Source organism: Erwinia aeris, assembly GCF_041224955.1.
GTDB classification, from domain to species: domain Bacteria; phylum Pseudomonadota; class Gammaproteobacteria; order Enterobacterales; family Enterobacteriaceae; genus Erwinia; species Erwinia aeris.
The window spans coordinates 35512-54145 of sequence record NZ_JBGFFX010000015.1 but is presented as its reverse complement, the minus strand read 5'-3'; the positions used below and the strand labels follow the sequence as shown (position 1 = coordinate 54145).

At 53.5% G+C, this 18634-nt stretch carries 21 protein-coding genes, 1 pseudogene and 1 riboswitch; of the genes and pseudogenes, 10 read left to right on the top strand and 12 right to left on the bottom strand.

What is annotated here, in order from left to right:
- Nucleotides 1-38 precede the first annotated feature (38 nt).
- Nucleotides 39-440: a VOC family protein gene (locus tag AB6T85_RS20245; RefSeq protein WP_085016764.1), complete on the top strand. Its 402-nt coding sequence runs from the start codon at nucleotides 39-41 to the stop codon at nucleotides 438-440.
- Nucleotides 441-607: 167 nt separating this feature from the next.
- Here AB6T85_RS20245 and crcB read toward each other — a convergent pair whose 3' ends face one another.
- From crcB to AB6T85_RS20205, 8 genes are all read right to left on the bottom strand, one after another.
- Entirely contained in the window at nucleotides 608-982 is a 375-nt protein-coding gene (gene crcB / locus AB6T85_RS20240; protein WP_010260804.1) for a fluoride efflux transporter CrcB, read from the bottom strand.
- A gap of 2 nt (nucleotides 983-984) precedes the next feature.
- Nucleotides 985-1692, bottom strand: coding sequence for a 2,3-bisphosphoglycerate-dependent phosphoglycerate mutase (locus AB6T85_RS20235; RefSeq protein ID WP_085016765.1), 708 nt, complete (start codon nucleotides 1690-1692; stop codon nucleotides 985-987).
- 43 nt (nucleotides 1693-1735) lie between these two features.
- Nucleotides 1736-3025 (bottom strand): phosphopyruvate hydratase, encoded by a 1290-nt coding sequence (eno, locus tag AB6T85_RS20230; RefSeq protein WP_085016766.1) that lies wholly within the window; start codon nucleotides 3023-3025, stop codon nucleotides 1736-1738.
- A 15-nt stretch (nucleotides 3026-3040) separates the two neighbouring features.
- Complete coding sequence (locus AB6T85_RS20225; RefSeq protein ID WP_085016767.1) at nucleotides 3041-3466, bottom strand: universal stress protein; 426 nt, start codon at nucleotides 3464-3466, stop codon at nucleotides 3041-3043.
- Complete coding sequence (locus tag AB6T85_RS20220; protein WP_085016768.1) at nucleotides 3463-4371, bottom strand: DHHA2 domain-containing protein; 909 nt, start codon at nucleotides 4369-4371, stop codon at nucleotides 3463-3465. The genes AB6T85_RS20225 and AB6T85_RS20220 overlap by 4 nt, the downstream gene beginning before the upstream one ends.
- A 78-nt stretch (nucleotides 4372-4449) precedes the next feature.
- Nucleotides 4450-4519: riboswitch (Fluoride riboswitch) on the bottom strand.
- 49 nt (nucleotides 4520-4568) lie between these two features.
- Nucleotides 4569-5168, bottom strand: coding sequence for a uracil-DNA glycosylase family protein (locus AB6T85_RS20215; RefSeq protein ID WP_085016769.1), 600 nt, complete (start codon nucleotides 5166-5168; stop codon nucleotides 4569-4571).
- Nucleotides 5165-6325 (bottom strand): TDT family transporter, encoded by a 1161-nt coding sequence (locus AB6T85_RS20210; protein ID WP_085016770.1) that lies wholly within the window; start codon nucleotides 6323-6325, stop codon nucleotides 5165-5167. The genes AB6T85_RS20215 and AB6T85_RS20210 overlap by 4 nt, the downstream gene beginning before the upstream one ends.
- A gap of 152 nt (nucleotides 6326-6477) precedes the next feature.
- On the bottom strand, nucleotides 6478-7476 hold the full coding sequence (locus tag AB6T85_RS20205) for a YncE family protein (protein WP_085016771.1): 999 nt from the start codon (nucleotides 7474-7476) through the stop codon (nucleotides 6478-6480).
- 253 nt (nucleotides 7477-7729) lie between these two features.
- On the opposite strand from AB6T85_RS20205, the gene umuC reads away from it, so the two are divergent.
- The 3 genes from umuC (at nucleotide 7730) to AB6T85_RS20190 (ending at nucleotide 10534) form a co-directional block, all read left to right on the top strand.
- Nucleotides 7730-8752 (top strand): translesion error-prone DNA polymerase V subunit UmuC, encoded by a 1023-nt coding sequence (gene umuC / locus AB6T85_RS20200; RefSeq protein WP_369896478.1) that lies wholly within the window; start codon nucleotides 7730-7732, stop codon nucleotides 8750-8752.
- A gap of 373 nt (nucleotides 8753-9125) precedes the next feature.
- The gene (gene parM / locus AB6T85_RS20195) at nucleotides 9126-10082 is read left to right on the top strand and encodes a plasmid segregation protein ParM domain-containing protein (protein ID WP_369896477.1); all 957 of its coding nucleotides are present in this window, start codon (nucleotides 9126-9128) and stop codon (nucleotides 10080-10082) included.
- Between the two features lie 5 nt (nucleotides 10083-10087).
- Complete coding sequence (locus AB6T85_RS20190; protein ID WP_369896476.1) at nucleotides 10088-10534, top strand: plasmid partitioning/stability family protein; 447 nt, start codon at nucleotides 10088-10090, stop codon at nucleotides 10532-10534.
- Nucleotides 10535-10880: 346 nt separating this feature from the next.
- Here the strand turns inward: AB6T85_RS20190 and AB6T85_RS20185 are convergent, their stop codons facing one another.
- Nucleotides 10881-11387, bottom strand: coding sequence for a hypothetical protein (locus tag AB6T85_RS20185; RefSeq protein ID WP_369896563.1), 507 nt, complete (start codon nucleotides 11385-11387; stop codon nucleotides 10881-10883).
- A gap of 83 nt (nucleotides 11388-11470) precedes the next feature.
- A pseudogene (locus tag AB6T85_RS20180) lies at nucleotides 11471-11752 on the bottom strand (DNA-binding protein); the annotation flags it as partial.
- 79 nt (nucleotides 11753-11831) lie between these two features.
- Between AB6T85_RS20180 and AB6T85_RS20175 the strand changes: the two are divergent.
- The 3 genes from AB6T85_RS20175 to AB6T85_RS20165 all read left to right on the top strand — a co-directional run bounded on the left by AB6T85_RS20175 (nucleotide 11832) and on the right by AB6T85_RS20165 (nucleotide 14684).
- Entirely contained in the window at nucleotides 11832-12758 is a 927-nt protein-coding gene (locus AB6T85_RS20175; protein ID WP_369896554.1) for a TIR domain-containing protein, read from the top strand.
- Between the two features lie 138 nt (nucleotides 12759-12896).
- A complete protein-coding gene (locus AB6T85_RS20170) occupies nucleotides 12897-13394 on the top strand; it encodes a PBECR2 nuclease fold domain-containing protein (RefSeq protein WP_369896475.1) in 498 nt (165 codons plus the stop codon).
- 693 nt (nucleotides 13395-14087) lie between these two features.
- Complete coding sequence (locus tag AB6T85_RS20165) at nucleotides 14088-14684, top strand: recombinase family protein (RefSeq protein ID WP_369896474.1); 597 nt, start codon at nucleotides 14088-14090, stop codon at nucleotides 14682-14684.
- A 113-nt stretch (nucleotides 14685-14797) separates the two neighbouring features.
- On the opposite strand, the gene AB6T85_RS20160 is transcribed toward AB6T85_RS20165, so the two are convergent.
- On the bottom strand, nucleotides 14798-15544 hold the full coding sequence (locus AB6T85_RS20160; RefSeq protein ID WP_369896473.1) for an SDR family NAD(P)-dependent oxidoreductase: 747 nt from the start codon (nucleotides 15542-15544) through the stop codon (nucleotides 14798-14800).
- Between the two features lie 136 nt (nucleotides 15545-15680).
- Here AB6T85_RS20160 and AB6T85_RS20155 point away from each other — a divergent pair, with 136 nt between their 5' ends.
- Nucleotides 15681-16280, top strand: a complete 600-nt coding sequence (locus AB6T85_RS20155) for a TetR/AcrR family transcriptional regulator (RefSeq protein ID WP_369896472.1) — start codon at nucleotides 15681-15683, stop codon at nucleotides 16278-16280.
- Nucleotides 16281-16296: 16 nt separating this feature from the next.
- Nucleotides 16297-16689 (top strand): VOC family protein, encoded by a 393-nt coding sequence (locus AB6T85_RS20150; RefSeq protein ID WP_369896471.1) that lies wholly within the window; start codon nucleotides 16297-16299, stop codon nucleotides 16687-16689.
- A 139-nt stretch (nucleotides 16690-16828) separates the two neighbouring features.
- Here AB6T85_RS20150 and AB6T85_RS20145 read toward each other — a convergent pair whose 3' ends face one another.
- Nucleotides 16829-17779, bottom strand: a complete 951-nt coding sequence (locus AB6T85_RS20145) for an AraC family transcriptional regulator (protein ID WP_369896470.1) — start codon at nucleotides 17777-17779, stop codon at nucleotides 16829-16831.
- Nucleotides 17780-17874: 95 nt separating this feature from the next.
- Here AB6T85_RS20145 and AB6T85_RS20140 point away from each other — a divergent pair, with 95 nt between their 5' ends.
- Nucleotides 17875-18618 carry an SDR family NAD(P)-dependent oxidoreductase gene (locus AB6T85_RS20140; RefSeq protein WP_369896469.1) on the top strand — a complete coding sequence of 248 codons (744 nt, stop codon included), beginning with the start codon at nucleotides 17875-17877 and terminating at the stop codon, nucleotides 18616-18618.
- Nucleotides 18619-18634: the final 16 nt, after the last annotated feature.

Below are 18634 nucleotides of genomic sequence, written 5' to 3'. Positions count from 1 at the left end.
TTATAGCGGGCGTGATGCCGTAACTGATGGAGCAGCAGATGAGAAAACAGAAGCGATGTATGGGGTATGTGGCTGTTGTGGTCGATGACTACGATCGTGCAATTGAGTATTACACCGATAAGCTGGGCTTTACCCTGATTGAGGACACGCCGCAGCCGGGTAAGCGCTGGGTCGTGGTGACGCCGGACCCTGACAGCGACTGTGCTATTCTTCTTGCCCGCGCGTCGAACGATCGGCAGGAAGGCTTTATCGGCAATCAGTGCGGCGGACGGGTTTTTCTGTTCCTGCAGACCGACAACTTCTGGCGCGACTACAATGCTATGAAGGCAAAAGGCGTCCACTTCTGTCAGGAGCCGCGGGAGGAAGAATACGGAATGGTTGTCGTGTTTGAGGACATCTATGGCAATCGCTGGGACCTTTACCAGAACAGACAGACCTGAAACTCTGTCACGACAGTGCCCCGGATTTACGAGAAGCATTACAGGCGTAAACCCTGTCGGGTCAGGCCCGCAGAGAGCGCTTCTGAACAATATACTGAACTGTCTGACCTCAGTGCAGCGGTCGCTGCACTGAGGTCTCGCCTGGATTAAAGGCCGTACGGTCCGGGTTAACCACACAGCGTCATGATATAAAATCCGGCCGCCGTCATGGCCAGCGAACCCAGCACGTGTATCAGCACCGAGGCGGCTGCCCAGGCATAGCTGCCTGACTGCAGCAGGGCAAAAACCTCAGCTGAAAATGTGGAGAAGGTCGTCATTCCTCCACACAGCCCGGTGGTAATGAGCAGCCGCCAGGCCGGATCGAGGCCGGGATGGCGCAGAAAATACGCCAGGGCCGCCCCGATGATAAATCCACCCAGCAGGTTGACCAGCAGCGTCCCCGGCGGCAGGTCCGGAAAAAGCGCATTCAGGCGCGCGCCCAGCTGCCAGCGGATAACACACCCTAAAGCACCGCCGGTGATGACGGCAAAAAGCTGATTCACGTTCACTCCTTTTTTTTAATATTCAGAACATCACGGGACACGACCTGGGCGGCCGCATCCATCTGATATACGACCGGCACGCCGGTCGGGATGTGCAGCTGTGCCACGCTGTCGTAAGGCATGCCGTCCAGGAAGGCGGTCAGGGCGCGCAGCGTGTTGCCGTGCGCCACAACCAGAACGGAACTTCCGCAGCGTAACTGCGGTACCACAGCATGCTGCCAGTACGGCATGACGCGGCGCAGCGTCATTTCCAGGCTTTCCGTTGCAGGCAGGTCGGCCAGCGCAACGCGGCGGTAGCGCAGATCCCGACGCAGCTGCGCCGGAGCCTCCGCGTCCGCGGGCGGAATGCCGCTGAAGCTTTTGCGCCAGAGCCGGACAGTCTCTTCCCCCATTATCCGGGCAGCGTCGTCCTTGTTCAGCCCCTGCAGCGCCCCGTAGTGGCGCTCATTCAGTCGCCAGCTCTTTTCCACGGGCGTCCAGCTGCGGTCAAGACGGTCCAGCACCCGCCAGACCGTGTGAACGCAGCGTGTCATCACCGAGGTGAAGACCCGGTCGGGCATCAGGCCCGCTGCCCGCAACGCGTCACCGGCCCGGTCGGCCTCCTGCCGCCCCCTGACCGTCAGCGGCACGTCTGTCCATCCGGTAAAACGGTTTTCCCGGTTCCACTGGCTTTCGCCGTGACGCAAAAGGATCAGCGTTGCAGAGGCCACAGGCATTCCTTCTGTGCCGGACGGGGACCGTCCGGCGGATGTGCTACGTGCGGCGCACAAACGCATGAAGCCCCGCGTAGTGCGCATCGTCACCCAGCGCCTGCTCAATGCGCATCAGCTGGTTGTACTTTTCCACGCGTTCGCCGCGGCACGGCGCGCCGGTTTTCAGGTGTCCCGCGCGCAGGGCCACCGTCAGGTCGGCAAGGAACGTGTCCGTGGTTTCCCCGCTGCGGTGGGACATGAACGCGCCCCAGCCGTGCCGCTGGCAGAGCGCCACGGCGTCCAGCGTTTCGCTGAGCGAGCCTATCTGATTGAGTTTAATCAGTGCGGCGCTGGCGAGGTTTTCGTCAATGCCGCGCTGGATATACTTCACGTTGGTGACAAACAGGTCGTCACCAACCAGTTCGGCCCTGCCCGCAAGCTGCCGGTGCAAATGCTTCCAGCCCGCCCAGTCGTCCTCGGCCAGGCCGTCTTCCAGCAGGATGACGGGAAACTGGTCCATCAGCTCGCCGTAGTATGCCGTCATTTCCGCCGCGCTCAGCGCGCTGCCCTCGGTGCGCAGATGATATTTGCCGTCTGCGAAAAACTCACTTGAGGCAGGGTCCATGCAGATGCTGATGTCTTCTCCGGGCCGGTATCCGGCTTTCTCAATGGCCTGTACGATAAACGCCAGCGGGTCGCGGTTTGACGACACGGCGGGCGCAAAACCGCCTTCGTCGCCCACTGCCGCCGACAGGTTGTTGTCCAGCAGGATCTGGCGCAGCGCCTGGTAGACCTCGCTGCCCTGACGTACGGCCTCGCGCAGCGTGGGTGCGCCGTGCGGGGCTATCATGAACTCCTGAAAGTCCGCGCCCTGACCGCGGGCGTGCACGCCGCCGTTGATAATGTTCATGCACGGCACGGGCAGCAGGTTCGCCTGCAGGCCACCCAGGTAGCGCCACAGCGGCTCGTGGGAGGCCTGTGCCGCCAGCCGGGCCACCGCCAGCGACACGCCCAGAATGGCATTGGCACCCAGGCGACTCTTGTTCTCCGTGCCGTCCAGCGCCAGCATGATGTTGTCCAGCTGACGCTGTTCGCGCACGTCGCTGCCGCGCACGGCCTGGCAGATTTCCGTATTAACCGCCCTGACGGCATCCAGCACGCCTTTACCGCCAAAACGGTGTGCGTCACCGTCGCGGCGCTCTGCGGCCTCGCGCGAGCCGGTACTGGCCCCGGAAGGCACCGAGGCGCGCGCCATCATCCCGTCCGTAGTCCGGGCTTCAACTTCAACGGTGGGGTTGCCGCGCGAGTCAAGAATTTCACGGGCGGTTACGTTATCCAGTGTAAAGCGCATGGTGTTTCTCCCGGTTCAGTCAGTCAGGTGAGTGATAAGCACATCCACCGTAAGGTGGTTGATGTAGTCCGCCGAGCGGGAGGTGAGCATTCCCATAAAGCGGTTTCGGTGCCCGGCAAGCACGAGGTCCACGCCCAGCTCCGCGATGCACTTCTCCACGTCCTCAACGCGGCGCATGGTCACCAGCTCCCGCGTGTCTACCGTCTCAGGCACGGAGGCCGCCAGCTCACTCATAAACGCTTTGCCTTTCAGCACCTCCTCCGACACGACGTCGTCCATCAGGCTGTCAGACACGTAGTTCATCTCCCGGTAGTCGTCGCTGATGTGCGCCAGGGTGATTTTCATGCCGAGCGGCTGCGCCAGCGCGACCGCCCGTTTCAGCAGAAGAGTGCCGTCGTTTTTATCGTTCACAAGTATCAGTGCGTGGGTGTAGCAGGTCATAATGAACCTCCGTTCTGGTTAAGGCGGGACTCAAGCCACGGCAGAAGCTGCTTTTTGCGGCTGAGCATGCCCGGTACGGAGCAGGAGGCGACGTTAACGCTCTCCCGCCCGGCGAAGTAAAGCGTTGAGAACCCGGTACGAATGTCGGTCAGCATCAGCACCGCCAGGCCAGCTCCCGACTGGTCTGCCAGATACGCCAGTGCTGCGAGCAGGTCGTTCATCACGGGGGCAACCTGTGACGGTGAGCTGACCTCAATCTGGGCTATGCGCACGTCGGTGCCGGCAATGACGAAGGCCTTGAGGTCCCTGTCCAGCAGCTGCTGTGCGCTGAGGCCGCTGACGTCTGTTTTTGCGGTGAGGAGGTCACGGGCGAAGGCTCTGCGGTTTACGCCAGACAGTGCGCCCAGTTCGGTCGCCGAACGGATATCGTCTTCGGTGGTGGTCGGCGAGCGAAGATTCACGGTATCACTCAGGAGTGCGCCCAGCAGAAGCACGGCGAGCGTCGGGGGCAGCATGCGGCGCGCTTCTGCGTCCATCAGCAGCCAGAGCAGCGTGGCGCTGCTGCCAACCGGGCGAATATGTACCTCCGGCGGCAGTTGCGTTATCAGCCCGCCCAGCCGGTGGTGGTCAGTGATGCCCACGACGTTGCTCCGGAGCAGGTCGTCAGGCCCCTGTGCCGGTTCGGTGAAATCGACCAGCCAGACCCGTTCATCCTTTAGCGGAAAAGCGAGCAGCGGCGGCAGCGTGAGGCCGGCGGCGTCAAAGATAAAGCGGGTTTCCCGGTTAGCCTCGCCGAGACGCCATGCGCGGGCATCCATTCCGCGCCCGGTCAGCCAGTGTGCGGTGACGACGGTCGTGCAGATGGCGTCGCTGTCAGGATTAATGTGGCCAAAAACGTGTATCACAGGTCTCTCCCCATAGAGGGAAGTACGCAGGCCGGGAGGAAAGTAAGGACGGCCTGACGCACCTCCTGAAAATCAAGAGTCACATCAGGCGTCATCAGCTCCTGAACGGAGCGGTTGGGAAGGGTGGAACGCCATCACCCTGTACTGTGAGTATAGAGCCGGTTGCAAAACCTGTCAGTATTATTCCGGCGGCGCTCTCAGCCCGCCAGCGCAGTGCGTGCCTCGCGGAGCACCTGGCGGATGTTTTCCGGCACTGCCGGGCTTGTGCAAAGCGACAGCGGGCTGGGGTGAGGCATAGTCAGCACCGTGACGCCGGGGCGAAGGCAGCTGACCGTCCCGCGGGCCTGCGCCGCTACGGCACCGGCCAGCACCACCACGCGCAGCGCGGGCAGATACGCCAGCACGCCCTCAAGCCAGGCGCAGCCGCTGCGGATGTCCGCCGCTGAGGGCCGTTTCTGCGGCCCGTCACTGACCCAGGGCACCGTATTCCACAGCACGCTGTCCCGGCGCGCAATACCGGCCTCCGCCAGAAACCGCCCCAGATTCTGCTGGGCCGGCCCCGGGTTATCTCGCGAAACGAACCGGGGTGACGGGCTGCTGCGCGCCGGCGACTGCAGCAGGACAAGCAGTCCGGCCCCGGTCCCGCCGTCGGCCGGATCAAACCACGGCAGTTCCACGCCGGCCTGACGCTGCCCGCTGACCCAGCGATTCAGCGCGGCTACGTGCGGCGCGGTAATCGCCGCGAGGCGCTCCTCGCGCAGAAAGGGGTCCAGCAGCGACGTGCAGGTTTCACTCACGACTTCCGGTCCAGGCCTGCCAGGCAGGGGGAAACAAAGAGTTTCCCGCTCCATGCCCCGCGCACCGTCTTCACAGCGACAAGCAGCCACATGGCGGCCAGCATGACGACAAGAAGCGCGCCGAAGCCTTTAAAGAACGCCAGGTCAACGAGGGTGGACAGCTTCAGCGTGGCGACGGTGTACACGCCCAGCGGGAAGGTAAAGCCCCACCATCCCAGGTTGAACGGAATGCCTTCACGAAAGTATCGCACGGTTATCAGCGTGGCCAGCAGCATCCACCACAGGCCGCAGCCCCAGAAGAGAATGCCGGCAACGAACCCCACGCCCTGCGCGATGTGAGCGATTTCCGGCATGCCCGCCGCGGCAAACACCCCGGGCGCATCGCCGCCGATGACCAGCATACCGAGCGAACCGGTGCCAATCGGCCCCAGGGCCAGCCAGCTTGAGGCTGCCATGCTTTCGTGCGGCAGCTTGTGCAGGGCCATACGCAGCAGCAGGATGGCAAGGATGCTCAGCGCCACCGGTACGGAGTAAGCCCACAGCACGTAGCTGGTAATAATGATGCCGAGCTGCGCGTGGGTGTCGGCAATGTGCGGCGCCAGCAGGCCGCCGCTGACCGCCGCGACCTCGGCAGCCACAACCGGCAGTAACCAGACGGCCGTCATCTGGTCAATGCTGTGCTGCTGCCGGGTAAACATCATGTAAGGAATACACACGCCGCACAGCAGCGACATCGCCACGTCCAGCCACCACAGGGCGTGCGCCACCGGAATGACGTCTGCGCCCCACCGGGGAAGACCGAACGCCAGCAGGCCGTTGATGATGGTCGCCATGCCCATCGGGATGGTGCCGAAGAACATGGACACGGTTGAATGGCCGAAGATGCGCTTTGCCTCACCGAAGTACATGACCCAGCGGGCCAGATACATCACGGCAAAAACGCTGAACAGCAGGATGTTAAACATCCACAGCCCTTCCGCGACGAGGCGCAATCCCGGAACCGGCCAGGGGAACTGCGCCAGAGACAGCGACAGGATACCGGTTCCCATGGTGGCGGCGAACCAGTTTGGCGTGAACTGACGTATGGCCTCTTTCGGGCTGCTCAGCGCGCTCAGCGGGCGTGCTCCGTTATGCAGGGTAAATATTTTATCGTTCATGCCGGGATCTCCTGTGTAAACAGAAACAGTATAGGCATGCAGACGTAAATCTTTAAAACAGGTTATTCAGCTAAAATAAATCTGTAAAAGTGGTTTATCCTCCCTCACCCTGCGAAAGACTGTTACTGCACCGGAGTGAGGGAGGGACTGAATCAGGCCTTCGGCGGGCTTTTAATCGTGGCCGTGACGCGGTTCTGTTTCAGGTCAACCACCGAAATACTGAGGTCTTTATTCAGCACCCACGCGCGGGCACTGTCTTTACTGAAAACGATGGCCTGACGGGGCGCATCCAGTCCGGTAACAGTGGCGACCACCTTACCGGCGGCGGTATCAATAACGGAGAGGCTGTTGTCACCCAGGTTGCCGCTGTAAACATAGCGGTTATCCGGTGTCAGGGCGGCACCGTAAGGGTCCTGCCCCACGGGAATGGTTGCCGTAATGGCGCGCTTCTGCGTGTCAACCACTGCGATGGTGTTGCTCCCGCTGTTAGCCGCGTAAAGCGTGCGGCCGTCGGCGCTGACAGAAATGGCGCGCAGCTTGCTGAAGCCGGTTATCTCGCCGCGAATCTCACCCGTTACGGCGTCAACGAGGGTGATTTTATCGCCCTTAAAGTTGGTGACGTAGACGGTTTTGCCGTCCGGGCTGATTTTGATGCCCTGACGGGGCTGAGCAAAACCCGTCACAACCGAAACGGGCCGGTTGTGGGTCAGGTCATACACCGAGAGTGTGCTGGCGGCTTCGTTATTCACATACAGACGCTGACCGTCACGGCTGATGGCTGTACCGAATGCCCCGGCCCCCAGCGGCAGCGTGGTCTCCACGTCAAGCGTCCCGGTGCTGATTTTTCTGACCACGCCGAGGCTGCTGTCTGAAAGATATACAGCCTTCCCGTCGGGGGAGAAAAGCGCATTGCGGGGCGTGACGTATCCCTTCAGCACCTTTCTGACTTTGCCGTTAACCAGGTCGTAAACCACCACGTCAGGGCGCTCACTGTAGGAGGCCACCGCCGTTTTTTCATCGGGACTGACAGCAAGAGAATTGTTGTGGATATCGCCGTCAAACGTCCAGCGCGCCTCTGCGGCACCGGCGAGGGTGCTGATGAGAAGAAGCGCCACCGCGGTCAGTCCCGGGATCCTGTATTTTTTTATCATCATTTTTCCTGCATAGGGGGTGGTAAGGGATAAGACTCATTGCCCGCTTAAGGGCTTCAGAAGAAGCGTGGCAGATAACCCCCTCTCAGGGAAATCGATTTTCCGGCTATGTCTTACCAGTTCACTTCTTTATGCTCTGAGCGGAGGTAAACTGCAGCAATTTAAGGCTGAATAAGTGGGGCTCTGGATTTCAGTCCATGAGGAATAGTTGCTCATTTTTTTTGTTTAAATTGCATTCCACATAAATGGTGACATGAGCCAACGTATGATGGCTATTCTTGGTGAGATGGCGCCAGGGCAAGAGATCTATTCTATTGATGAAAGCTTTCTCGATGTATCTGGTATTGCCAGCTATATGTCATTGCACGATTTTGGTGTTCAAATGAGAGAGCGTGTCAAAAGGGATACACACTTAACGATTGGTGTTGGATTCGGCCCTTCTAAAACCTTGGCTAAGTTGGCAAATCATGCGGCTAAAAAGTGGAGTAAAACAGGTGGTATTGTCGATTTGTCCAATCTCGAGCGCCAGCGCAAGTTGATGGCTTTACTCCCTGTCAGCGAGGTGTGGGGGATTGGAAGCCGGCTTGAAAAAAAACTCTCAGAAATCGGAATAACTAAAGCTCTTCACCTCGCTGATGCAAACGTTGCAATGATACGAAAGCACTTTGGCGTGATCTTAGAAAGGACCGTACGTGAGCTAAACGGAGAGCCCTGTATAGCTCTGGAAGATGCTCCTCCCCCCAAGCAACAAATTGTATGCTCCAAGTCATTTGGCCAGCGTATTGTCGCGCTTGAGGACATGCAGCATGCAGTTGTGATGTATGCAACAAGGGCAGCTGAAAAGCTTAGAGAACAGAATTCAAAATGCAAACACATAGGCGTTTTCATAGCTACAGGCCGGTACAGTAACGAGCCTCAATATGCCAACTCAGCGTCATTTACCTGTCATTATCCAACCAGTGATACACGCGATATCGTTTCCCTTGCTATGAGGGGGCTTGATACTATCTGGTGTGAAGGTTATAGATTTGCAAAAGCTGGAATCATGCTCAGTGATTTTTACCAATCCAATGTGGCCCAGTTAGATATGTTCAGCGAACAGCTGCCGCGCGCGAACGCCGACACATTAATGAAAACCTTAGATACCATTAATCAATCAGGGTTAGGTAAGGTTTGGTTTGCAGGCCAAGGGGTAAATAATCCTTGGCAGATGAAGCGCGAAATGCTCTCCCCCCGTTATACAACCTGTCTCGATGAATTACCCAAAGCGAAGTAAAATCTGGATGTCCGCTAGCTCTGCGTTCACTAGGGTAATTTTGATAATAAGTTCTCACTAATTACTTAACGTTACCAGGTGTTATGTCTTCTCCTGAAAAAAACAACCTCAGGATGCGCTCGTTTCTCATACTCCTTTCAGGCTCGATTTGAGAACTAATTGGCATGGCTTGTAACTATCCTCTACATGAAAGGGGGTTTATTCTCAACTTGAGCCTGAAATCCATTTAAAAGTAGTCTTTAGTTGACCGTTGGAGTCAACTAAAGTACACTTCAAAGGTGGTTTTTTATTTTTGCTCTCATTTTGAGACTGAAAGTGAGAGTTTTAACATGATTTCTCAAATTGCTCTTGAAGCTATGTAAACGGAGAAGGTATGAAAATTTTTGTTGATGATGGCTCCACAAACGTCAAAGTTGCTTATGAAGTTGATGGTAAGAGAAAAAATGTAATAAGCCCGAATAGTTTTAAACGCGGCTGGTCAGTTCAGTTCGGAAATCAGCAAATTTATAACTACTCACTAAATGGTGAAAACTATACCTTTGATCCAATCAGCCCTGATGCGCTAACCACTACAAATGTTGCCTATCAATATGGCGATATAAACGTTATCGCTATACACCATGCACTCTTAATGACTGGGGTTCAACCACAAGAAGTAGAATTAGTGGTTACACTGCCTTTAGCCGAGTATTACGATAAAGATAATCAAATTATTGAAGAGAATATAAAGAAAAAAATTAGTAACGTTATGCGCCCTGTTTCTTTAAAAGGGGCAGAAACATTTACTATTAAAAACGTTACAGTTCTTCCTGAATCAATTCCGGCCGGTTTTGAAGTTGTTAAAAAACTCGATCCGACGCAATCCCTTCTTATTGTCGATTTAGGCGGAACTACGCTTGATATCTCACAAGTTCGTGGGAAAATGAGCGGTATATCAAAAATTCATGGTGATCCTAAGGTTGGGGTCAGCATTATGACGGATGCAGTCAAAGATGCTCTTTCAATCGCTAAAACTCAAGGCAGCAGCTACCTAGCGGATGATGTGATCATTCACAGAAACGATGGTAAGTATCTGAAAAATAGAATAAATGATGAGTCACATATTTCCACGGTGGAAAATGCTCTTAAAGAATCAGAAGCAAGCCTAACTAAAAGAGTTCTGCAAGCAATTGACGATTTTCACGGTTATACCCATGTCATGGTGATCGGAGGAGGAGCAGCGATAGTTGCGGATGCTATTCAGAATCATACAACAGTGCAGAAAGATAGATTCTTTATTGCTGAAGAACCCCAATTTGCCTTAGTAAATGGCATCTATCAAATCGGGTAATTTCAATGGATACCAGACGGAAGCTTACTTACTATGTACATCCCGAAGACTTCAAAGGGGATAAATTGCTCTGTGATAAGCTTAGTTCCCTTGAAAAGTCAGAAAAGAGCCGCTTATTAAGAGCGGCTACAATCGCAGGGTTTGCATTATTTAGGCAAGATGAGCGTATACCCCACCTATTAACGGCTTTGCTTGACGAAAACACCACTATGGCCGAGATCATGCAGGTTATTAGCAGTGTCAAACCGGATGCCTTGGGAGCTAGCTCTTTAGAACGGAATGAATTGATGCAGACATTGCTAGAGTCTATTCTTGTTCATGTAACAAATCTAAAAAATGAAGGGGTCACTAAGGATTCTGCTCCGCCTCACAAGCCACAATTCGATGCAGAATCCGAAGAAACTAGGCGCAATGCCTTAAATATGTTTCATCAGCCAAATTTTAAACCATAAGTTTAACACTGCTATATTATAGCAGTGTATCTTATGTTATTAGTTACATCATACTGATGAATGTATTTAGCCTTAATAGTGCAAACTTTAACTAAGAGCTGAATGTTGTCCCACAGCGTAACAACGAAAAAGGCGGAGTGGTTAACCCTGCCTTTATTCAAGTTCATTCAGCCCTTAAGGGCGTCAAAGAGGCCATATTGATGATTGATTATAATGCCGGCTCGGTCTTCATATAAATACCTTCCTTTTAGGAGCCAACGCACCTGCCGTTAAGCCGCCGGGCGGCTTTTTTACGCCCTTCTACCGCCGTTCTGTAAAACGCCCATACTACCGACCCCAGACCCTGCTACTTTTTCGCTTTTACCGCTGCCGGTTTATCTTTCCCGGCCAGTAACGCTGCCAGTTGCTCGTTATGGGCTTTCAGCGCCGTAAGCTCCCCCGTCATGGCCGCTCTTGCTTCCCGCGCCTCGCTGGCCTCTTTCTGCGTCAGCTCCAGTGCAGCCTCGCGGTTTTTCATTTCCCCGGCGTGCTGCGTCCTGATCTCCTGCAATTCAGCCGCATGGCGCGTACCGGCTTCGGCCAGTCGGCTCTCGGCCGCATTGAGGCGCTTCTGTAAGTCAGATTCGGTGCGGCTGTGGCCGCTTTTAAGCTCTTTAACCTCAGCGGCGTGCTGTGCTTTTAAGTCACGAAGCTCGGCGGCGTGCTGAGTGCCGGACTCGGCCAGCGCCTTTTCAGCGTTCGCCAGACGGCTCTGTAAATCTTCGACCTGCTGGCGGTGTTGTTCACCGGCCTGTTTCGCGGCTTTTTCTGCTTCCTGATACTGCTTTTCCGATGCGATCAGACGTTCACGCACTTCAGTCAGGCTGATCAGGTTCTCCTGTTCGCGTTCACGGCTAGCATCAAGCAGCTCCAGGGCTTTCCGCAGTTCGGCGCCAACGCCGTCCAGCTTTTCTTCCAGATCGTCCCGGTCTGCGCGGCGTCGGCCAGCTCGCGCTCGGCCTGTGCCGTCTGCTCACCCGCCGCGCGGGTCACCTCGGCAACCCGGCGCTCGGCGGCTCTGACGGCCTTGTCATTCAGCTCGGCGGCTAACTGGCTGATACGTTCGGCCAGCGCAGCCGATACGGCCTCAACTTCCTCAGCCACTTCAACGGGCAGCTCGGCCACCGGCTCGGCGGTGACTTCAGTCTGCGAAGCGAGATGTTCATCCCACACCTGCTTTTAGTAATTTGAAAAATTCCACAAAATGATATGATTAACATCATCTACCTAAGGCCAACACACAGAGTAAAACGTGTCCATGCATAAATCAAAAGAACAAGTTGCGGAAATATTAAGTCATTATTTTAGTCTTTGTATTGCAATTGTGACTGAAGATTCTTCAGATTATCAAAAGCACGTTCTAACCTATCAATTTGCCCGGCAACAAGTCTTGAGTCTTGATAACGATTTAACCCTCCCTAATTGGATTTCAGCCGCTACAAATATTCCTGTTTTAAAATCTCATGTTGACTTACATGCTAAGGGGGGGGCGGGTAGTTGGGGCAGGAGAAGAATTTATCTCCAATCAGTAATGGAATCCATTCTGCAAACCTATAAACATCCCGTAACATCTAACGCAATGGCTGATGCTTATAAAGCTGCTAAGTTCGACTCAGAAACATTATCTTTATCGCAAGGTACTGAAAATTATCATAAATCATCTCATGAATACCAAGGTGGTTTCTCTCTTACATCTAAGCAACTGACAAGTGACAATGTTCGTCAGAAAGAGGTAAAGATGGGTATTTCTAATTCCGGAAGCCCAGGCGTGGAAAGTAAAAAGAAGGTTTTTATAGTTCATGGTCATGATGAGCTGTTAAAAAACGAAGTATATGTTTTTCTGAGTCAGGAAGGCTATAATCCAATAATACTTCACCTTCAGGCAAATAAGGGTTCAACCATCATTGAAAAGCTTGAAGAGAATATTGCAGATGTTTCGTTCGCCGTAATTTTATATACAGCATGTGATCAAGGTAAATCTTCTAAAGAGGTTGATTTGAAATTCCGTGCGCGTCAGAACGTTGTTTTTGAGCATGGATATTTAATCTGTAAGCTCGGCAGAGAACGCGTGGCAGCCCTTAAAAGTGAAGGTGTTGAAATACCTGGTGATCTCTCTGGGCTGATTACTATCTCAACGAGTAACTGGCAGTACGAACTCCTGAAAGAGCTAAAAGCAGCCAATTGAAGCAACAACCGGTAACCGCCGCGAGGCGGTTTTTTTACGCCCTTCTGCCGCCGTTCGGTAAAACGCCCATAAAACCGAACGTAGCAGAACGTGGTAAAATAGCCCGCATCGTATAAGCCGGTAAAGGATAAGTGCAGCGTGGCGCGTGCAATCAAAGGTTTAGTTACTTTTAAGGAATTAGGGCTTCCCGATCTGCGGGAGCTGGAAAGCGAGTTTAGGTTAGATCCAACACCAGAGATTGAAGCCGGAGATAGTCTTGAAGCCGCAATAGCTTTGCTGGAATTACATATGGGCTTCACTGAACCGGAAATGTTGATCGTTCCTAAACAGACTATCATCGGTACGCTCAATATTCTCAGAGACAAGCTGGAACATATCGTTGAAAAGCGGCTTGATGCACGAGAACGCTACGTATTGCTTGCGTTGGATACGCTGGCGAATCCTTATGAAGTATGGGAAACCCTGTATGACGATAATCAGGTGCGCTTTCTTTTTATAGGTGCATACCGACAAAAACAGCAGATGCTGGTTGTCGTGGCACCGTGGGAAGGAAAAATTCTCTGGAATTTCATGCACACTGACGCGAGAAGCCTTAATAAACACCGCCAGGGCGATTTGCGTTATAAAAGGCATTAAAAAAGCCGCCATTTTTCAATGGCGGCCTGTGGAATCTGGGCCTGTTTATTTTACACCTTCAGGCGGGAGGTGTGAGGTCTCACCCTAGCACAGAATTCAGGGATTCTATGGGGTCCTTCCACCGACTATTGCACCCTGATGCAGTCGGCTTCTCGCTCAAAAGTAATATTACTCACATTTGACGAACACGTCAATCATCCCGGTTCACTGGGCTTCACTGGGCTTCACGTAAGCTGAAAGTAATAATTTACACAGTCTGATCATCCTTTTCCCGCCATTCGGTAAAACCCGCATAAGACCGAATTGACGCACTTATCCACCGTTTCTGTGGATAACGCTATATGTTGTGGCTACGTCAGCTGCCAGGCATACTAGATGTAGCGCCGGGCGGCGCGTTACACCTTCTTTCCGTGGAGATGTTCTGCTCCCGCCCCGCCCGGCCATTCGGTAAAACAACGTCAGGAGACGGTTTCCCCGAATCAGAATCTGTGCCAGCAGAATTTTTCTTCTTGACTTCTTCAAAGTTCATAAGTTGAAAGCAAAATGCCCCTATGACATTTATGTATGCCCTAATGTCATGTACTAAACCGACCGGTTTCGTACATGTAGAATATAGCCTGTCCGAAAGTTAGCGTTTTTAATTTCGGACATGCGTTATAATAAGTACACCTATTTCGTACATAAAATAACTACATGTCACGAGTTTTTGCCTACTGCAGGGTATCGACCCTCGAACAGAACACTGAAAACCAGCGTCGTGAAATCGAAGCGGCCGGCTTTGCCATCAGACCCCAGCGACTGATTGAAGAGTACATAAGTGGTTCAGTCGCGGCTGCTGAACGCCCTGGATTTATGCGTCTCCTTGATCGAATGGAAAACGGGGACGTTTTAATCGTAACGAAGCTGGATCGCCTCGGGCGAAACGCCATGGATATCAGAAAAACCGTTGAGCTACTTTCTGCGTCAGAAATACGGGTACACTGCCTGGCGCTGGGAGGGGTAGACCTCACCAGTCCGGCCGGAAAGATGACAATGCAGGTAATCTCGGCGGTTGCTGAATTTGAGCGCGATCTGCTACTTGAACGTACACATGCTGGTATTGCGCGGGCTAAGGCATCCGGAAAGCGTTTCGGCCGCCCGCCAGCTCTGGATGACGAACAAAAGAAAGCGGTGTTCTTGCGTCTTAGTGAAGGGAAGAGTATCAGCGCGATCGCCCGCGAATTTGACACCACACGGCAGACCATTTTAAGAGCGAAAGCGATAATGGAAGACGCTGATGCTCGTTCATGAGTTGCTTTTCTGCGTATGTCCGCTTTGTGCCATAAGCGGACATATGCGTTCTGGGCAAACACAAACGGGTGAGCGAGAGTAATTCTGTATTAAATGAACGTACCTGTCATCTGTCAGGTCTGAGAGGCGCCCCCGTCTGCGAATAGCTCTATACCATTCACATAACTTGAGGCATCACTGGCCAGGAATGAAACAACAGAAGCTATTTCTTCCGGCTCTCCGATACGTCCCAACGGACTTTTAGCGGTGAGGAAGGCGATCCCCTCTTCGGCATTATCGCCAAATGCGGCTCTGAGAGACGCTGTATTCACAGGACCCGGACTGACAATGTTTATGCGTATACCCGACCCGTGCAGCTCTGTAATCCAGCTTCTCACCATGTTTCTGACTGCGGCTTTGGTCGCACCATAAATACTCATGGTGGGTCCCGGGTCTGCTGACGCCGTCGAACCAATGATAATCACGCTTGAACCCTTTCCAAGCAGGGGCATGGCCTGCTGAACAGTCAACACAACACCTTTAACATTTGTGGCAAACTGATCGTGGATCTGTTTTTCAGTGATTTCACCAAGCGGAGCATGGACCCCACCGCCGGCATTAGCGACAAGAATATCAATGTGGCCGAATTCCGTTTTAACCTGTTCATAAAGCGCATCAAGACTAACCTTGCTGCTGACGTCAGCCACAATACCTTTTACATTTTTTTCCAGGGCCTTTACCGCCTCCTGAAGGGTTTGTGCATTCCGGCCAGTGATAATGACATCTGCGCCTTCGTCGCTCAGATTTTTCGCTATAGCCAGACCAATACCGCTTCCGCCACCAGTGATAACGGCGACCTTTCTCTTAAATGACTGATTCATAATTGCACCTTGCGTTTTTATGTAGTGGTCACTATATTCAACCTTGAACAGGCTGTCACTAACTTATTGTAGCGATCACTACAAAAAAGTTTTAAGATGGCATTCAGAAATAATTCTGATGCAACGGAAAAAACCTATGAGCGATACCGAAAAAACAATAAAAGCACCCAGGCGGATATTTGACAGAGAGTCCGGCGTGCAGACGGCTAAAGCGCTGTTTCATCAGCATGGTTATGATGCTGTAGGTATCACGGAACTGACAAAGACGCTGAACATAAATCCTCCCAGCCTTTACGCCGCTTACGGTAGTAAAGCAGGGCTGTTTGAACGCTGCCTGGATCTCTATGTTGCAGAAGGAAACCTGCCGGCTGACAAAATTCTGACTCCGGACAGGCCGCTGGATGAGGCGGTTGCAGATCTTTTTATGACTGCTGCACGTTTATACGCCCGATCCCCGGTCCAGCGAGGCTGTCTTGTGGCTGAAGGTATGCGTGCCGACGATCCGCAGGCCCGGGAGCTGGCAAGCCGCTATGGCGAGGCAGGAATTCAGTTCATCAGAAATTATATCTGGCAGTATGAACCTGCACGGGACCGCGAGCTTTCTGATTATGTCGTGACAACGCTGCGGGGCTTTTCTGCAGCCGCAGTAACGGGACTGTCAAAAGCCAGGTTAACTGCCGTGGCTCAGCTGGCCGGTCAGGCATTCAGCGCTCTCCTTAGGCCAGAAAATATTTAAGCAGGAGGTAAAAGTTATGTCTGTTATAGACCATGTTGAAATCGCTGTGAAAAATGCTCAGGTATCGCTTAAATTCTATGAAGCAGCCTTCGCTCCGCTGGGGTTCAGCCTGATGATTTCTGTGCCACCGGAGCGTACTTTGACAGGCGGTGCCCGATACGGGTTGGGCCCGGAGGGATATCCGAGGCTCTGGCTTCATGATAAAGACATAACAGGCGCTTCAACACATCTGGCTTTTGCTGCTACTGAACGAGCCTCAGTCGACGAATTCTGGCGTGCTGCTGTACAGGCAGGGGGTGAAGACAATGGCGCACCGGGAATTCGCAATCATTACCACTCTCACTACTACGCCGCTTATGTCCTGGATCCTGACGGTAATAACATCGAAGTCGTCTGTCAGAAAGGATGAGTAAGAGTGCCGGCCGTCACTTTACGAAGATGAACCACGTCTGAGTTGCGGCCTGCTTGGTTGCCTGACAGCTACCCACGGAGTGAAATATCGTGAGGTGAGTTATTGCCTCGTTGCGACAGCAAAATTTACTGCCGTATCAAACGTGATGATTCAGCGGGCTTTCTGCATTATCAGCGTCGTTCCGGAGACTTGCAGCGTCTTTTAAAGGAGGGCGGCCAAAGAAACGGGCGTACTCACGATTGAACTGGGGCACGCTGCGATAACCCACTTCCATGGCAACAGACGTGACGCTCTGCTGACGCGCCAGTAATTTGGTTCTGGCATGAAGAAGACGGACGCGCTTCTGATACTGAACCGGACTCATGTTTGTCACGGACTTAAAATGACGATGAAAGGCCGATACGCTCATGGCTTCCTGTCCGGCCAGTGATTCAACCACAAATTCATCAGCAAAATTATGTCTTATCCAGCGAATCGCATTACCTATTCGCGCCAGCATGGTTCCCGGTGAAGCAATATCCCTCAGCATCCAGCCATGTGGGCCTTTCAGAACATGATAAAGGATTTCACGTTCATATACCGGTGCGAGAGCAGGGATATCTTCAGGACTTTTCATCAGGCAAAGCATTCTTACCCAGGCATCCAGCAGTTCGGGCGTGACGGCAGCAACGGAAAAAGCACCCGACTGTGGATCCTCCTTCACGGGGGGTAAATCAGCCAGCAGTGTCGCAATCTGTTCCGGCGTCAGGGTCAGGCTGACCGCGAGATACGGCTCACCGGTGGCCTCTGGATGGACTTCGCCTACGGCTGGCAAATCTACTGACATGACAAAGTAAGAAGCAGGATTGTAGTTGAATACCCGGTCACCTACCGTCATGGATTTACTGCCTCGCAGTATGAGATTAACCATCGGCTCATAGACCGCAGCCAGTGTATGCGCGGGAACGTCACCCTGCACCATTGCCACACGGGGAATACCGGTTTCGGTTCGCCAGTTTCGGGCATGAGCAGCCAGAAGACGCAGCTCGTCCAGCAGGGGTTCCAGTGTCAAAGTCAGACTCCTCAGTATGGTGATTAAAGCGAGCATAAAGCAGAAAAAGGCAAGAATCGAGCAGTAACGCAGAGGCTGACCTGTCCGGGAAGTTTTATCCTTTTTCTATCGCAGACAGAAAGGATGAAATCATGAAAATTGTACTGATTACCGGCGGCAGTGGCGGGATCGGCACCAGCGTGGCGCAGCAGTGCGCGGCTAAAGGGATAGGGGTGATTGTGACTTATAACAGCCATCCTGAATCTGCCCTGAGTGTTGTGAAGGAGATTGAAGCGTCAGGCGGCCGTGCCATTGCGCTGCATCTGGATGTGGCCCGCACCGAAACCTTCGGCACTTTCCGCGACGCCTTACTGGACATAGTCAGTGTCACCTGGGAACGTGAGCAGATTGACGTGCTGGTCAATAACGCCGGGTTTGGGCTCTTCAACCCGATTGAAACGGTGACGGAGAGTGAGTTCGACAGTCTTTTTGCCGTACACCTGAAGGGTCCTTTTTTCCTGACCCAAAAGCTGCTGCCTCTGATTTGTGATGGAGGACACATCATCAACGTTACCAGCGCCACCACGCGCGTGGCTACGGCAGGTGTTGCGCCCTACGCTGCCTTTAAAGGCGGCCTTGAAGTACTGACCCGCTATATGGCCAAAGAGTTCGGGCCGCGGCGCATCCGGGCAAACGCAGTCTCTCCGGGTGCAATCCGTACGTCGCTTGGTGGAGGACTGAATGATGAATTTGAGGCTCTGCTCGCCTCACAGACCGCGCTGGAACGCGTGGGGGAGCCGGATGATGTCGGCCGGGTTATCGCAGGCCTGGTCTCTGATGACAGCATCTGGATTAACGCACAATCCATCGAGGTTGCCGGCGGCTACCAAATCTGAATCCTTCCGGAGGATT

Bases quoted from the DNA above. Each gene is read 5' to 3' on its own strand.
- AB6T85_RS20245 (WP_085016764.1), top strand. From the start codon at position 39: ATGAGAAAACAGAAGCGATGTATGGGGTATGTGGCTGTTGTGGTCGAT.
- eno (WP_085016766.1), bottom strand. From the start codon at position 3,025: ATGCGCTTTACACTGGATAACGTAACCGCCCGTGAAATTCTTGACTCG.
- AB6T85_RS20225 (WP_085016767.1), bottom strand. From the start codon at position 3,466: ATGACCTGCTACACCCACGCACTGATACTTGTGAACGATAAAAACGAC.
- AB6T85_RS20210 (WP_085016770.1), bottom strand. From the start codon at position 6,325: ATGAACGATAAAATATTTACCCTGCATAACGGAGCACGCCCGCTGAGC.
- AB6T85_RS20205 (WP_085016771.1), bottom strand. From the start codon at position 7,476: ATGATAAAAAAATACAGGATCCCGGGACTGACCGCGGTGGCGCTTCTT.
- umuC (WP_369896478.1), top strand. From the start codon at position 7,730: ATGAGCCAACGTATGATGGCTATTCTTGGTGAGATGGCGCCAGGGCAA.
- parM (WP_369896477.1), top strand. From the start codon at position 9,126: ATGAAAATTTTTGTTGATGATGGCTCCACAAACGTCAAAGTTGCTTAT.
- AB6T85_RS20190 (WP_369896476.1), top strand. From the start codon at position 10,088: ATGGATACCAGACGGAAGCTTACTTACTATGTACATCCCGAAGACTTC.
- AB6T85_RS20175 (WP_369896554.1), top strand. From the start codon at position 11,832: ATGCATAAATCAAAAGAACAAGTTGCGGAAATATTAAGTCATTATTTT.
- AB6T85_RS20165 (WP_369896474.1), top strand. From the start codon at position 14,088: ATGTCACGAGTTTTTGCCTACTGCAGGGTATCGACCCTCGAACAGAAC.
- AB6T85_RS20160 (WP_369896473.1), bottom strand. From the start codon at position 15,544: ATGAATCAGTCATTTAAGAGAAAGGTCGCCGTTATCACTGGTGGCGGA.
- AB6T85_RS20155 (WP_369896472.1), top strand. From the start codon at position 15,681: ATGAGCGATACCGAAAAAACAATAAAAGCACCCAGGCGGATATTTGAC.
- AB6T85_RS20150 (WP_369896471.1), top strand. From the start codon at position 16,297: ATGTCTGTTATAGACCATGTTGAAATCGCTGTGAAAAATGCTCAGGTA.
- AB6T85_RS20145 (WP_369896470.1), bottom strand. From the start codon at position 17,779: ATGCTCGCTTTAATCACCATACTGAGGAGTCTGACTTTGACACTGGAA.
- AB6T85_RS20140 (WP_369896469.1), top strand. From the start codon at position 17,875: ATGAAAATTGTACTGATTACCGGCGGCAGTGGCGGGATCGGCACCAGC.